This window comes from Bacillus sp. PK3-067, from assembly GCF_056738645.1.
The window spans coordinates 661,199-676,371 of the sequence record NZ_CP096490.1; the positions used below are offsets into that span (position 1 = coordinate 661,199).

The window sequence follows — 15,173 nt, forward strand, 5'->3', positions numbered from 1 at the left end:
AGCTGCTTATATTTAGCAGCTTTTTTCGTCTCCATACATATGTAAAATTTCTTTCGCACGTATACGTAAACCATCTATCAATTCTGTCGGTTCTAAAACTTTTGCATTTTTTCCGAGTCTATAAAATAAAGGGGTAATAAAATTGATTTCTCCTTTATCAATTGTTGAATTTATATATCCTGTCCCATCCTCGTTTATTATAACGAATTCCTCAAGATAAGGGACGCTTTTACATTGGCGTACGCCTTCTGTTGTCAGTAAAACATGTAACTGAGTAGGGATGTGTACTACGTTAGAGTTAGAGGCAAACCACTCTTCTAAATTCATGAATGTATCCTCATTTTCTTCCGTTGATAATATGGAAAGAATACGATCGATGCGATATAGTGATACTTTTTTCCTGCCATAGTCATAGGACGGTAAGTACCATAGCCCGTCATGAGCATATACACCGATAGGATGAACATGTTTTGTTTTTAACCCCGATTTAGATTCGTATTGAAAGTGTAAATTTTTATTTTCAATAGCCGCGGTTAACACTTCGTTTAAAAGAGGTGTATCAATTGTGCGCTTCGGATTCCAAAAAGCGATGTAAGAACGTATTTTATCAACTTTCACTTTCGCATCATGTTGTAGGGAGCTATACAGTTTATGTGTAACGGAATTGATTTCTGTGTTAAAAGGTAAGTCGCGATAGTAACTTAAAGATTGAAAAGCAAAAAAGATAGAGACTGCTTCTTCTTCCGTAAATAAAATAGGCGGAATTACTCTATTCGTTAATACTTTATAGCCGCCGTTACGACCTTGTTCTGCGTAAATGGGCAACCCCATATCACTTAAATCTAAAATGTATCTATGAACCGTACGAACGGAAATATTAAATTCATCAGCTATTTCTTGAGCTGTAAATGTTTTTTTCGCAGAAGCAAATATAAGAATATCTAATAAGCGTTTAGCTTTTGACAAATGTATCACCTTTTCTTTTTAACGTGACATAAATTGTCATGTTTTATTGTTAGTATATTGTTTACATCATATGTTATCAAGATGAGATACAAGGAGGAAAAGATATGTCACGTGAAATAGTTTTATTTATAGCGGCGAGTTTAGATGGATATATTGCGAAAGAAAATGATGATTTAGAGTGGTTAATGGAAACGGAAGGAGAGGGAGATAATGGTTATACAGAAATGTACGAAACGATTGATACAATAATTATGGGAAAGAAAACGTACGATTATGTAGTAGAGCATACGGAAACATTCCCGTACTTAGATAAAGCATGTTATGTTTTTTCTCGTTCAGAAAAAGGTTCAGACGGAAACGTGGAATTTGTAAATGAAGATGTAGTGGAGTTTACAAAAAGGTTAAAAGCACAAGAAGGGTCTAAAATATGGATGGTTGGTGGAGGAGAGCTACTGAGAGAATTCTTTAAAAATAATCTAATTGATGAATATATTGTTACGATTACACCGCATATATTAGGCTCAGGTGTCCCATTATTTAAAGAAAAGAATCCAGAAATTAATTTAACTTTAACGGATACGAAACGTTTTGGGCAATTTGTAAATTTATATTATAAAGTAAAATGATAAAGTGAAACTTTAATCAGTGGGGGTTTTGTTCATCTCCCACTGATTATTAGTTGAACCAATCGGGCTTTTACGGGCAGTTGATCCCCCACCTAACTTCTTTGCTTCCGCTGAATTTTGATGTAGGGGGTCTTACTGCCCGTTAATGCGGGATAAAGAAACACGACTACTGATGGTAGTCGTGTTTCTTTACAGATGGTAATGAAATGATAAAACAAGATCCATGATCAACTTCACTCGTGACAGTAATCGTCCCGCCGTGTAGCTCTACAATTTCTTTCACGATAGATAGTCCTAAACCAGTTCCACCTGTAGCTCGTGATCTTGCTTTATCAACTCGATAAAAGCGTTCGAAAATGTGAGGGAGGTCTTCAAGCGGAATACCTTCGCCTTCATCTTCAATTGCAATGGAAATATGTTTATGTTCTTCTGTAACAGAAATGTTTATATGAGAATGCTCTTTTGAATGTCTATAAGCGTTATTTAAAATATTCACAACAACTTGTTCGAATCGTTGTTCATCTAAGTTTACTAGCAGTGTAGGAGGACAAGAGAAAGAAACTTTAATGTACCTTTCTTTATACATGGCGTTTACTTTTTCACATATACGCGTAAGGAAGGTGTGTAAATGCACTTCCTTTACTTGAATAGAAAAGTTATGTTGTTCCATTTGTGCAAGTGAAAATAAATCTTGAACTAAGTTTGTAATGTAATCAGACTCATCTTTTATAATTGATAAATATCGCAAACGTTGTTCAGAAGGGGTGCTTTCTTTTAAAGCAATGTCAGCATAACCTCTTACGTATGTTAACGGTGTTCGTAATTCGTGAGCAACACTTGCTAGAAATTCACTTCGCTCTGTTTTCATATAATGTAGATCATTTGCGAGCGTCTGAATAGATGATGCTAGTTCACCAATTTCATCATTTCGAGTAGTTGTTAATGAAACAGATAAATCACCTTTACTCATTTTTTCAGTGGCATGTTTCATGTGTAACAATGGTTTTGTTAATAATCGAGATAATAGGAAAATTGTGATGACTGTGAGTAGAAACGTGATGGCACCAGCAATAATGAATTGTTTCGTTAATCCATTAACTAACTTTTCAATTGATTCTGTTCCAAGAAACATGTACACATAGCCTTCATGTTTTCCATCTACTACAATGGGGCTAACTGTACATATATAATTAGATGTTTTCCAATGATTTTCTATAATCGCTCCATTATGGTCTGTTCGAGTTTGCATTTTACTAATATGATCGTTTATAGTCGTGTTTATTTCGTTAGATTTAGCTAGTATTTCTTTATTTGCATTTGTAATAACGACAGTTGTTTCAGCTTCAGATTCCATTAATGCTACGTGAGAGATGGTTTGCTCATCGTAATATTTTTCAAGTACATCTCGATGACTATTTCCTCGCTTTAATAAAGCTGTCATTTCTTCATTTACTCTAGTGTTTACAAGACTATAATAGAGCAAAATAAAGAGAACACTTTCAATTAAAAGTGTAACAATTAAAAAATAAAATCCGAATTGAATTGAAATTCGTTTCATCGTTTTGCCCCTTACTGTTCAGTATTAATCCATCGATAACCTACTCCATACACGGTTTTTAAATGATGATCAATAGGGAAATTTGCTTTTCGCAATTTATCACGTAAATTACGAATATGTGAATCGACTGTGCGATCTTCTGTATTTGTGTTTAACCCCCAAATTCGTTCGATGAGCTGATCACGGTTTAATACGTAGTTCACATGGCGTAAAAATAATCCGAGTAAAGAAAATTCAATTGGTGTGAGAAGGAGTTCTTCATTATGGACAGAAACGAAGTGTTTTGTTTCATCCCATACAATACCGTGATATTGGATTTGTTTATGTTCATTTGTACGTCTTAAAACGGCTTCAATTCTTGCGAAAAGTTCTTCTTCATGGAAAGGTTTCGTTACGTAATCATCGGCTCCAATTTTTAATCCTTGAACGACATCTACTGTTTGATCACGAGCTGTAACCATAATAATAGGAATGTTACTAAAAGATCGGATTTTTTTGCACGTTTCCCATCCGTCCATCTTTGGCATCATAATATCGAGTAAAACAAATTTAAAGTTTCGATTTTCTATATGTAAAATAGCTTCTTCTCCTGAAGTCGCACATACGCAGTTATATCCAATTGGTGTAAGATAAAGCGTTAATAATTCAAGCATTCTCGGTTCATCGTCTACGAGCAGTATATCAATCATAGAGAGCCCTCCATATTTATAATCGTTACTTAAAGTGTAATGCAAAATCATGAAGAAATGGTGCAGATTATGATGTGTCTGCATAATTTCTTCAGAATTGCTTGTTATTGTGGAGTTGAAATTACATTTTAGGTAATCATATTGGCTCAAAAATGATTAATACGGAGGCGGTATAGTGAAAAAAATGACCCGAATTTTTGGGATAACAATAATTACAGCAGTTGGTCTTGCTGCATGCGGACAAACGAATACAGACCATAAAAACCATGAATCTACAAAAGAGAAGAAAACAGAGCAAAAGGAAATGAAAATGAATCAGGAGGTAACGGCGCCAAAAGAAATGAACCAAGGTGCATCTAATGATTTATTAACGACAAGTTTAAAAAATGTAACGAGATTAAACACAAACGACCCTTTGCAAATGGCAGTATTAACTTCACAAACGATATGGCCAGCAACTCATAAGGAGAACCAGCCAGGTGCTGTTATTTTAGTACCAGCAAGCGAGTGGCAATTAGGTATTGCGAGTGCAGACCTTATTCATCATCCGAATAACGGGCCGATTTTATTTATAGAAAAAGAAAAGATACCGGAAATGACGTTAAAAGAAATAAAACGATTAAATCCAATCGGAACGAAAGATGGAACACAAATTATGGTGATGGGGGATGTAGGTACTAGCGCGCTTGAGCAATTAAAAGGTTATAAAGTAAAACAAATAAAAGAAACAGATCCAGCTATATTTGCGAAGGATGTTGATAAGGAGTATGCCGATATAACAGGAAGCTACCCAAATAGTGTTATTATTGGTTCGTCTGAAGAAGAAGGACGTTTATATACAACACCAGCTGTAAACTGGATTTCTCATATGCCAGAACCGCTTTTATATACAGAAAAAGATAAGGTGCCAGAAGCGACAATAGAGGCATTAAAAATGAGAAAAGATAAAGCAAATATATATGTATTAGGGCCAGAAAAAATTGTTTCAAAAGAAGTAGAAAAAGAGCTAAGCAAATACGGGAAAGTAACGCGTATTAGTGGAGAGACCCCTACAGAAAACTCGATTGCGTTCGCTAAGTTTAAAGATGAAAAAACAAAATTTGGCTGGGGATTCACAAAACCTGGTCACGGTTTATCATTTGTTTCAAGCAAAACACCAGATTTAGCAGTTGCTGGGGCACCTTTTTCACATATGGGTAAACACGCACCTGTTGTATTATTAGAAGAAGGTAAAGCTTCACAACCAGTGTATGACTTCCTTGCAAGCATTCAGCCGAAGTTTAAAGATGATCCAACACTTGGACCATATAATCACGGTTTCTTATTAGGAAGTACGAGTGATATTTCATTTGAAACACAAGGAATACTAGATGAGAGGTTAGAAATTGTTCAGGAAAGTGGTCAAGGACACGGTGGACATTAATGAAATGAGAAAAGATGCTACTGATATAGCGTCTTTTTTTATTTTCCTCGACAAAATATGACAAAAAAGTTGTAACTGTTTCTGTTATGATAGTTTCGAAAATCTTACATTTTACATAATCGGAGGAAAAAGAATGTATAAAAAATTGGGTACTATTGCTTTAACAGGTGCACTTGCTTTTAGTTTATCTGCTTGTGGTGAAACTGAAGTTAAAGAAGTGAGTAAAAACGATGCTCCTAAACAGGCTGAAAAGAAAGATAAAAAGGAAAAAGCTGAAAGCAAGATTTATAAAATTGGAGATACTGTAGAAGTTAATGGTCTACAACTTACTTTCAGTTCAGCTAAATTCGTTGAGCCTAACGAATACGTAAAAGCTGAAAAAGGGAAAGTACTAGAAATCGGTTTTAACGCTAAAAATAATGGCAAAAAAGATATATATTTTGGAACTTCTGAATTAAAAATTGCTGATACTAACGGCAACCAATTCAAAGAGTACTTTGGTGGGGAAAATACGTTTATAAATGAAAATATTGCGCCAGGTAACCAAATTACAAACAAAATGTTATTTGATGTACCAGAAGGCGATAAGTTTGTTGGTACATTTAAACCTACATTTACATTTGACGAGAAATCAGTGAAATTTGAATTTGAAGTTGCTAAATAAGGAGAGATTGAAATGAAAAGAACAGCTGAATTTGTATTAGGTCTTATTGGAGGTATTTTTGGTATTATTTGTGCATTTGTTGCTTTATTGATCGGCGGTATGGGAGCTGCTTTTGAAGCTGATGGAGCAAATACTGTTATTGGTTTAGGTTGGGGAGCTGTGGCTCTATCAATCTTAGGAATTGTTGGATCTGTTATGGTAAGAAGTAAAGCGAAGGTTGGCGGTATTATGATGACTGTGGCTGCTATCGGTGGATTTATTTGTATTTCTATAATTTACTTATTACCAGGCGTATTACTATTAATCGGTGGGTTAATGGGTATATTCCGTAAGGATAAAGCAACTGTATCTGCATAAAATGAGCACTCGAAAGAGTGCTCTTACTATTTTCATTAAATTAGTATAAACTCCTCTAACCCTAAACTATCCAAACTAAACCTCATATATGAAGTGGAAATATCTATAGAACTTTAAATGAACTAAATTACATGTGCATTTTTCATCCATCCAAACAAAGTTTTCTTCATTTGACATACTGTAGAATCCGAAATCATTGTACGTTAAATCAACAATAGGTGATAGTATATTTAAAGTTTCCTAAAAAAGAAGCTACGAAGGTAATATCATTTTTAGGAAACTTTTACATAGCAAAAAATCTTCTACTCGTTATATAATAGCTTTCGTGCAGTCGGCTAGATTTTCTTATGGAGAAAATCAAATTATAAAGGAGTAGAGGAGTGATATTTTGTTTCAAACGATAAAAAATGACTGGTTTTCTAATGTGAAAGGGGACGTGTTATCAGGAATTGTCGTTGCTTTAGCGTTAATCCCTGAAGCGATAGCCTTCTCTGTTATTGCAGGCGTGGATCCGACAGTTGGACTATACGCAGCCTTTTGTATTGCAGTTACCATTTCATTTGTTGGCGGAAGAACTGGAATGATTTCAGCTGCAACAGGTGCAATGGCATTATTAATGGTAACGCTTGTTAAAGATCATGGTTTGCAATATTTATTTGCTACAACAATATTAACAGGTATTGTCCAGATTATTTTTGGCGTGTTCAAACTGAGCTCATTTATGAAGTTTGTTCCGAAATCCGTTATGAGTGGTTTTTTAAATTCACTTGGAATTTTAGTTTTTACAGCGCAATTGCCACATTTTAAAAATGCAACTTGGCAAATGTATGCACTCGTTGTATTAGGACTTGCAATTATATATTTATTTCCACGTATTACAACGGCTGTACCTTCTACGCTTATTTCAATTATTATTGTGACGAGTATTGCACTTATGAGCGGATTACAGTTGAAAACAGTAGGAGATATGGGAAGCCTGCCGAAAGAATTACCGTTCTTTAGTATTCCTGACGTGCCTTTTACACTTGAGACATTAGGGATTATTTTACCTTATGCAGTTATGCTTGCAATTATCGGTTTACTAGAATCATTATTAACAGCTTCAGTTTTAGATGATATGACGCATACGGAAAGTAATAAGCATAAAGAGGCACGTGGACAAGGGATCGCAAACATTGTTGCTGGTTTCTTCGGAGGAATGGCAGGTTGTGCAATGATCGGTCAATCTGTTATTAATATTAAATCAGGTGGACGAGGTCGCCTATCAACATTTGTAGCGGGCGGATTTTTAATCGTATTACTATTCGTTTTAGGAGATTATGTCGTTCATATTCCGATGGCAGCTTTAGTTGCAGTTATGATTATGGTTTCAATCGGAACGTTTGATTGGAACTCTGTAGCAACGATTCATAAAGTGCCAAAAGGGAACGCATTCGTCATGATCGTAACAGTCGTGGTCGTTCTTATCACTCATAATTTGGGATTAGGTGTAATTATCGGAACAGTAATTAGTGCGGTTTTATTTGCATTCAATATGGCAAAGATTCACGTGAAACATTTATATATTGAAAATAAGAAAATATACGAAATTCACGGTCAACTCTTCTTTGCATCTACAGCAGATTTTATAAATGCTTTTTCATTGGATGAAGATATAAAAGAAATCGAAATGAACTTTACTCATGCGCACGTATGGGATGATTCGGCAGTGGCATCAATTGATAAAGTTATTATGAAATATGAACAAAGTGGCGTGAAAGTAAGTATAACAGGATTAAATGAACGTAGCTCAAAACTTGTTGCAAATTTAGCTACTTATAATAAAAGAATTGCTAGTTAAAAGCCTCCTTTTTAGGGGGCTTTATTATATAATACGAGTAGGATAACGAAAAGGGGATTCAGCATATGTACAAACAAATTATATTAGCATGTGATGGTTCTGAACATGCACTTCGAGCAGCGGAACATGCAACATATATTGCAAAATGTAGCGAAGAAACAAATGTTGAAGTTGTGTACGTAGTAGATAATAGAACGGCAAAATCAGATATTATACAAGGTCAAACAGATTTAGAAACAATATCAGCTAGTCGAAAAGATAAATTAAAAGAGATTGAAGGTTTATTAAAGAAAGAGAACATTTCTTATACAATTACGATATTACATGGTGATCCTGGAGATACAATTGTTCAATATGTGAATACAGGAGATATAGATCTTGTCATTGCTGGAAGTAGAGGGCTCAATACACTGCAAGAAATGGTGCTGGGAAGTGTAAGTCATAAAATAGCAAAGCGTGTGAAATGTCCAGTGATGATTGTAAAATGAAATAGAATGTAACGAAGACCTTAGTATAACTGAGGTCTTTTTTTATGTATAAATGACTCTTATTTGTGGGAATACTAGATATATAAGTTGAAAAGATGTTAACTTACAAATTTGTAAGTTAGTTGTTAGAGAAATCGATGTTATGAAATTTTTCCCATTGGTAAAATAAAAGTATCAAAGGGGAGATAGGGAGGATGGAAGTAATGAAATCATTTCAAAATTTGTCATATAGCCAAGGTGTCAGTCTTATTTGTTTAGGGGGATTTGCTGCATCTGTTACGTTAGCCGTTTTAATAAAGGTGTTTCATCAAATCTTTTAATCTTATAGTAGGGAAGGAATGGGTTGTTATCATTAGTAGGAACAGCAATGAAAATAAAAAATAGCTCTTAGCATGTATGTAAATGCTAAGAGCTATTTTTATGCTTGTTATATATTATTTAAGCTTGTTTTGATTTTACTGACCCTGTATTTAAAGTAAGAGCAAGGAAGAACATTGTAAGTACGCAAGATGCAAGTAATAAGATGAATCCGCCATCCCATCCGAATGCATCTACGATAAAGCCCATAGCTGCACTAGCGAAAGCTGCTCCGCCTAAGTAACCGAAGAATCCAGTTAAGCCTGCTGCAGTTCCAGCAGCTTTCTTTGGTGCTAAATCTAGAGCGTGTAGACCAATTAACATAACCGGTCCGTAAATTAAAAATCCAATTGCGACAAGTGCGATACTATCAACCATTGGATTACCAGGAGGGTTTAACCAGTAAACAAGAACTGCGATAAATACACCAACCATAAATAGAATACCAGCAGGTGCACGACGTCCTTTAAATAGTTTATCACTCATCCATCCGCAAAGAAGTGTACCTGGAATACCAGCCCATTCATATAGAGCGTAAGCAGTACGTGAGCTACTATGAGTAAAGCTTTTTTCTTCTACTAAATAAGTAGGAGCCCAGTCTACAACGCCGTAACGTACGAAATATACGAAAACGTTCGCAATAGCGATGTACCATAAAAACTTATTGTTTAATACGTATTTAAATAAAATTTCCTTTACTGAAAGTTCGCGTTCGCGATCTTTTACTTTTTCATCTGGTGGATATTCCCCAGTATATTCTTCAATAGAAGGTAGTCCACAAGATTGAGGTGTATCTTTCATCGTAATTAATACATAAATACCAACTAAAATTGAAAGAATACCTGGGAAGTAAAAAATACTTTTCCAGTCATCTGCGAAGAAGTATAAGCCTAATGTTACAAGGGAAGGCATAAGCGCTCCGCCAACATTATGAGCGACGTTCCAAATAGACATTTTTGTACCACGTTCGCTAATAGAGAACCAGTGCACCATCGTACGACCACAAGGAGGCCATCCCATACCTTGTACCCATCCATTTAAAAACTGAAGTACAAACATAAGTATAATGCTCGTTGTAATGAAAGAAAATGAGCCGAAAATAATATTAATGATACCTGATAAAAATAGCCCAGCTGCTAAAAAGTAGCGAGGATTACAACGATCGGATACGATACCCATAAGAAATTTACTTAATCCGTAAGCAATAGAAACTGCTGAAAGGATAACCCCAAGTTCCCCTTTACTAAAGCCTTGCTCGATTAAGTATGGCATTGCTAGTGAAAAGTTTTTTCGAACAAAGTAGTAGCCTGCATAACCGATGAAGATACCTAAGAATACTTGTAAACGTAATTTACGGTATTCGCTATCAACGCGATCAGCTGGTAAGCGTTCCGCGTGGGGCGCAGGTTTAAATAATTGTGTGAAAAACATAAAATGAAAATCCTCCCCTAATTAATTCGAAGCGTTTTAAGACAGAGAATATAAAAAGGCCATGAAATATAAAAAAGTTTCCTTTTTTATGATTCATAGCCGTGTACTCCGTTTCTCCGTGACTGTCAATATTAACTTCGTCGAAAATTATACAACTTTGTGACAAAAATGTAAACGTTTTTATGAATAAAAGTATTGACGGATTTTGTTCGCGGGATTAATATTTAAATACGTTAAATATTTTATTGTTTAAATAAGAGGTGGATAACATGCCAAATGATATGACGCATATCGATAAAATTCAAGCTCTTGCCTTTTCGATTGGAAAGAAAATGCAGACGGAGTTATTAGAACAAATGCAAGCAACAGGACTTACACCACCGCAGTTTTATATTTTAAAGATTTTAGATCATTATGGGGCTTCAAGAGCGACAACATTAGCAAAAAAGATGTATGTGAAGCCTAGCGCGATTACAGTGATGATTGATCGTCTAATCGATCAAGAACTTGTAGAACGCTATCACGACAAAGATGACCGTCGTGTTGTCATCATCGAGTTAACGAAAAAGGGGAAAGCTAGAGTAGAAGAGGCAATGACAGCTCGCAACGAGCATATTGCAAAATACTTTTCACATTTAGAGTTGCAAGAAAGAGAAGATTTATTACGTCTCTTTGAGAAGTTAGAAACCATTATTTGCGGGACACAAGAGAAAAAAGAGAATAACTAAGAGGAATTGAGGAGATTACATGGAGCAACAAGAAAATCAAAATAGAAAGTTGTTGTTAATCGGTTTAGTAATCGCGATGCTATTTGCTGCATTAGATGGAACAATTGTTGGTACAGCAATGCCACGTATCGTCGGTGACCTAGGCGGATTAAGTTTAATGACATGGTTAACGACAGCTTATATGTTAACATCAACGACAGTTGTACCAATTGCAGGTAAATTAGCGGATTTACTTGGTCGTCGTAACGTATATATAACAGGGCTAGTTATTTTCATGATTGGTTCGGCGTTATGTGGTATGGCGAATGGTATGACAGAATTAATTATTTTCCGTGGTATTCAAGGTCTTGGTGGCGGTATTATGATGCCAATGGCTATGATTATTATTGGAGATATGTTCACGGGAAAAGAACGTGCGAAATGGCAAGGTATTTTTGGTGCGTTATACGGTCTTGCTTCTGTAATTGGACCGCAAGTTGGTGGTTGGATTGTAGATGCAGTGAACTGGAGATGGGTATTCTACATTAACTTACCGGTTGGTATTTTAGCAACAATCTTTATTGCAATGGGATTAAAATCACATAAACAAACAGGACCAATTAAAATTGATATCGCTGGAATCTTTACGATGATTCTAGGTGTTGTAAGTTTATTACTTGCGCTAACGTTTGGCGGAAAAGATTATGCATGGGATTCTTGGCAAATTATCGGTTTATTCGCACTAGCTGTAATTGGTATCGTTAGCTTTGTTATTGTTGAAACGAAAGCTGAAGAGCCGATTTTACCAATGCATTTCTTTAAAAATCGCACATTTACAATACTGAATGCGATTGGATTCTTTATGAGTATTGGAATGTTCGGCGCGATTATGTTCGTACCATTCTTCATGCAAGGTATTGTAGGAGTAAGTGCTGCTGAATCAGGAACAATTATGACTCCAATGATGATTACAATGATTGTAATGAGTATTATCGGTGGGCAACTTGTATTAAAAGTTGGTGTAAAACCACAAATTATCGCAGGTATGCTTATTATGGCCGGTGGTTTTTGGTTATTAACAACGATGGATATGCACACAACGAAGCTTACAGCTACTTCTTATATGATGGTTATCGGTTTAGGAATGGGTCTTGTAATGCCGACATTAACATTAGCGTTACAAGAAAGCTTCCCGAAAAAAGACCTTGGTGTCGTAACGTCATCAAGTCAGTTCTTCCGTCAAATTGGTGGAACATTTGGTATTACAATTTTAGGATCAATTATGAATAACACTTCAGGTACAACGTTAACAAATAAATTAGTACCTGTATTAGATACATTCCCGAAAGAAGCGGGACAAATGGTAACGAAATTTAAAGATATGATTCACACAGATCCACAAGGTTTATATTCGATGCTATTTAGCCCAGAGGCATTAAAACAAATGCCAGAAGCGTTTGCTAACAGCATTGTACCTATTTTGAAAAACTCTTTAGTAGACTCGCTTCATACTGTATTCTTAACAGGATTAGTATTTATCGTAGTAGGTGCCATCTTTACGATTTTCTTACAAAAAATTAAACTATCAGATCGTAAAAAAGATGCTGAAGAGCCTGCTGTTGAAGAAAAAGAAAAAACTGTATCATACTCGTAATGAAGAAGCATCGCCTTATGGCGGTGCTTTTTTGAGTATAACCTTAAAAGCTTTTTAGTGAGAAATGATTGACGTATTTTTAGAAATACGTTATATTATTTTCTGTAAACGGTTACATGAAATGAGGAGAAAAGAGAATGAGTACGATTAAAGACGTTGCGAAATTAGCGGGAGTATCTGTTGCGACCGTTTCCAGAGTTCTAAATAAAAATGGATATGTTCATGAAGATACATTAAAAAAGGTAGAGCGTGCAATAGAGATGTTAGATTATAAGCCTAGTACAGTAGCGCGTTCACTGTATAATAAAAAGTCTCGTTTAATTGGCTTAGTTGTTCCGAATATCGTGAATCCGTTCTTTCCAGAAGTTGCACGTGCCGTAGAAGATGTAGCACATAAACAAGGTTACACAGTTGTTCTTTGTAACTCTGATGAAAGTTTAGAAAAAGAGAAACAATACATTGATGTACTTAGACAAAATAATGTAGATGGATTTATTGTAGCAACGAATCCACAAAATAGTGTTAATTACATGAATTTATCTGTTCCGGTTGTTGCGATTGACCGTATGTTTAATGAGCGTATTCCTACTGTATATGCAGATAACTATGCAGGAAGTCAGGCTGCGACAAAGTTGTTACTAGATAAAGGATGTAAACATATTGCACATATTCGCGGACCACGTGATGTGAGTACTGCAAATGAACGTTTTGAAGGTTTTGTAGACGTTATTATGCAAAATAATCTTTCGTATATGATTGCGGAGAGTACGTTTGAGCCAGCAAATAGTGAGCGTGTAGCGATGGAATTATTAGAAGAATACCCGCATATTGATGGTATTGTTGCTGGGAATGATTTAATTGCGATTGGTATTGTAAAGGCTGCACTTCAAAAGGGGATTGCCATTCCAGATGATTTACAAATTATCGGATTTGATGGCATTTCTTTAACGGAAATGATGTATCCATCTATTACAACAGTTGCACAACCGATATATGAAATGGGGAAAATTGCAACAGAGTTGTTGTTAGAGCAAATGGAAGGAAATACATTAGAAGAGAAACACTATCGTTTGCCAATTGAAATTATAGAACGAAATACAACGAAGTAAGGAGATGAAACAGATGCCAAATATTGCAGTAGTAGGAAGCATTTCAATGGACTTAGTGGCTGTTTCAAAAAAACGGCCGAAAGCAGGAGAAACAGTAATTGGTGAAGCGTTTCATACAATCCCAGGAGGGAAAGGGGCAAACCAAGCAGTTGCTGCAGCTAGGTTAGGAGCAAATGTAGCAATGGTTGGAGCGGTAGGAAATGATGATTATGGAACAGTAGTTAGAAAAAATTTAGAGAACGAACGCATTTTTATCGATTATGTGGTACCGGTTACAGATAGAACGACAGGAATTGCTCATATCGTTTTAGCAGAAGAAGATAACAGTATTGTTGTCGTACAAGGGGCAAATGCTCTTGTAAATAAGTCAGTTGTAGATCGCTCCAAAGACCTTCTTGTAAAAGCGGATATGGTTGTTCTTCAACTAGAAATTCCACTTGAAACAGTAAAATATGTATTGGCTATTTGTGAGGAACATAATATTCCTGTTATGTTGAATCCAGCGCCAGCACAAGTTTTATCAGAAGAAATTTTAGAAAAAGCAACTTATATTACGCCAAATGAACATGAGTGCCGCATCGTATTAGATGATTTTACATCACCAATTGAAGATTTATTGGCGAAGTATCCAAATAAATTATTGATGACAGAAGGTTCTAACGGTGTTCGTTTCCATAATGGAACAGAGATTGTACATGTTCCTAGCATTGCTGTTGATGTAGTGGATACAACTGGAGCTGGTGATACATTTAATGGTGCGTTAGCAGTTGCACTTTCTGAAGGAGAGACACTTCAAAAAGCAATTCGTTTCGCGAATATTGCCGGTGGTCTTTCTGTAACGAAACTTGGGGCACAGGGCGGTATGCCAACGAGAGATCGAGTACGTGAAGTGCAGGTGATTGTTGGATGAAAAAGCATGGTGTATTAAACAGTGAAATCGCGGCAGTCCTTGCTTCACTTGGGCATACAGATACGGTTGTAATTGCTGATTGCGGTTTACCAATTCCTGACGGAGTAAAACGAATTGATTTAGCTGTTGAGATTGGAAAACCGAGTTTTTTAGAGGTGTTACAAGTTGTAGCTGATGATATGGCAATCGAAAAAGTGACGTTAGCAGAAGAAGTCATTATAAATAATGCGGAAGTAAATAAAGAGATCGAACAGAAATTAATAGAGCCAGCATTTGAGTATGTATCTCATGAACAATTTAAAGAGCATACAAAGAAAGCGAAGGCAATTATTCGTACAGGCGAGGCTACGCCTTATGCAAATGTAATTTTACATGCAGGCGTGATTTTTTAATA

The 15,173-nt window shown here is 35.7% G+C and carries 16 protein-coding genes; 12 read left to right on the forward strand and 4 right to left on the reverse strand.

Features of this window, described 5'->3' with window-relative positions; all coding sequences use genetic code 11:
- Positions 1–12: 12 nt before the first annotated feature.
- Complete coding sequence (locus M1D73_RS03360; protein WP_481157992.1) at positions 13–966, reverse strand: helix-turn-helix transcriptional regulator; 954 nt, start codon at positions 964–966, stop codon at positions 13–15.
- A 104-nt stretch (positions 967–1,070) separates the two neighbouring features.
- On the opposite strand from M1D73_RS03360, the gene M1D73_RS03365 reads away from it, so the two are divergent.
- Positions 1,071–1,592, forward strand: a complete 522-nt coding sequence (locus M1D73_RS03365; protein WP_000085779.1) for a dihydrofolate reductase family protein — start codon at positions 1,071–1,073, stop codon at positions 1,590–1,592.
- Positions 1,593–1,758: 166 nt separating this feature from the next.
- Here M1D73_RS03365 and M1D73_RS03370 read toward each other — a convergent pair whose 3' ends face one another.
- Positions 1,759–3,150, reverse strand: coding sequence for a sensor histidine kinase (locus M1D73_RS03370; RefSeq protein ID WP_000822528.1), 1,392 nt, complete (start codon positions 3,148–3,150; stop codon positions 1,759–1,761).
- Between the two features lie 11 nt (positions 3,151–3,161).
- Positions 3,162–3,839 carry a response regulator transcription factor gene (locus tag M1D73_RS03375; protein ID WP_000565476.1) on the reverse strand — a complete coding sequence of 226 codons (678 nt, stop codon included), beginning with the start codon at positions 3,837–3,839 and terminating at the stop codon, positions 3,162–3,164.
- A 175-nt stretch (positions 3,840–4,014) separates the two neighbouring features.
- Here M1D73_RS03375 and M1D73_RS03380 point away from each other — a divergent pair, with 175 nt between their 5' ends.
- From M1D73_RS03380 to M1D73_RS03405, 6 genes are all read left to right on the forward strand, one after another.
- Positions 4,015–5,262, forward strand: coding sequence for a cell wall-binding repeat-containing protein (locus tag M1D73_RS03380; protein ID WP_000738875.1), 1,248 nt, complete (start codon positions 4,015–4,017; stop codon positions 5,260–5,262).
- Between the two features lie 133 nt (positions 5,263–5,395).
- Positions 5,396–5,926, forward strand: coding sequence for a DUF4352 domain-containing protein (locus M1D73_RS03385; RefSeq protein WP_000277063.1), 531 nt, complete (start codon positions 5,396–5,398; stop codon positions 5,924–5,926).
- A gap of 12 nt (positions 5,927–5,938) precedes the next feature.
- Positions 5,939–6,283 (forward strand): DUF4064 domain-containing protein, encoded by a 345-nt coding sequence (locus M1D73_RS03390; RefSeq protein WP_000831286.1) that lies wholly within the window; start codon positions 5,939–5,941, stop codon positions 6,281–6,283.
- Between the two features lie 388 nt (positions 6,284–6,671).
- Complete coding sequence (locus M1D73_RS03395) at positions 6,672–8,123, forward strand: SulP family inorganic anion transporter (RefSeq protein WP_000487893.1); 1,452 nt, start codon at positions 6,672–6,674, stop codon at positions 8,121–8,123.
- A gap of 65 nt (positions 8,124–8,188) precedes the next feature.
- Entirely contained in the window at positions 8,189–8,611 is a 423-nt protein-coding gene (locus M1D73_RS03400) for a universal stress protein (RefSeq protein ID WP_000277999.1), read from the forward strand.
- A gap of 203 nt (positions 8,612–8,814) precedes the next feature.
- Complete coding sequence (locus tag M1D73_RS03405) at positions 8,815–8,931, forward strand: DUF4027 family protein (protein ID WP_000834733.1); 117 nt, start codon at positions 8,815–8,817, stop codon at positions 8,929–8,931.
- Positions 8,932–9,049: 118 nt separating this feature from the next.
- On the opposite strand, the gene glpT is transcribed toward M1D73_RS03405, so the two are convergent.
- Entirely contained in the window at positions 9,050–10,399 is a 1,350-nt protein-coding gene (gene glpT / locus M1D73_RS03410; protein ID WP_481157993.1) for a glycerol-3-phosphate transporter, read from the reverse strand.
- A 269-nt stretch (positions 10,400–10,668) separates the two neighbouring features.
- Between glpT and M1D73_RS03415 the strand changes: the two genes are divergently transcribed.
- The 5 genes from M1D73_RS03415 (at position 10,669) to rbsD (ending at position 15,171) form a co-directional block, all read left to right on the forward strand.
- Positions 10,669–11,127, forward strand: coding sequence for a MarR family winged helix-turn-helix transcriptional regulator (locus M1D73_RS03415; RefSeq protein WP_001132365.1), 459 nt, complete (start codon positions 10,669–10,671; stop codon positions 11,125–11,127).
- A gap of 19 nt (positions 11,128–11,146) precedes the next feature.
- Positions 11,147–12,760 carry an MDR family MFS transporter gene (locus M1D73_RS03420; RefSeq protein WP_000437647.1) on the forward strand — a complete coding sequence of 538 codons (1,614 nt, stop codon included), beginning with the start codon at positions 11,147–11,149 and terminating at the stop codon, positions 12,758–12,760.
- A 137-nt stretch (positions 12,761–12,897) separates the two neighbouring features.
- Positions 12,898–13,869 carry a ribose operon transcriptional repressor RbsR gene (gene rbsR / locus M1D73_RS03425; protein ID WP_481157994.1) on the forward strand — a complete coding sequence of 324 codons (972 nt, stop codon included), beginning with the start codon at positions 12,898–12,900 and terminating at the stop codon, positions 13,867–13,869.
- A 13-nt stretch (positions 13,870–13,882) separates the two neighbouring features.
- The gene (gene rbsK / locus M1D73_RS03430) at positions 13,883–14,779 is read left to right on the forward strand and encodes a ribokinase (RefSeq protein ID WP_001132865.1); all 897 of its coding nucleotides are present in this window, start codon (positions 13,883–13,885) and stop codon (positions 14,777–14,779) included.
- The gene (rbsD, locus tag M1D73_RS03435) at positions 14,776–15,171 is read left to right on the forward strand and encodes a D-ribose pyranase (protein WP_000716151.1); all 396 of its coding nucleotides are present in this window, start codon (positions 14,776–14,778) and stop codon (positions 15,169–15,171) included. Before rbsK ends, rbsD begins: the two co-directional genes overlap by 4 nt.
- The last annotated feature ends 2 nt before the right edge of the window (positions 15,172–15,173 follow it).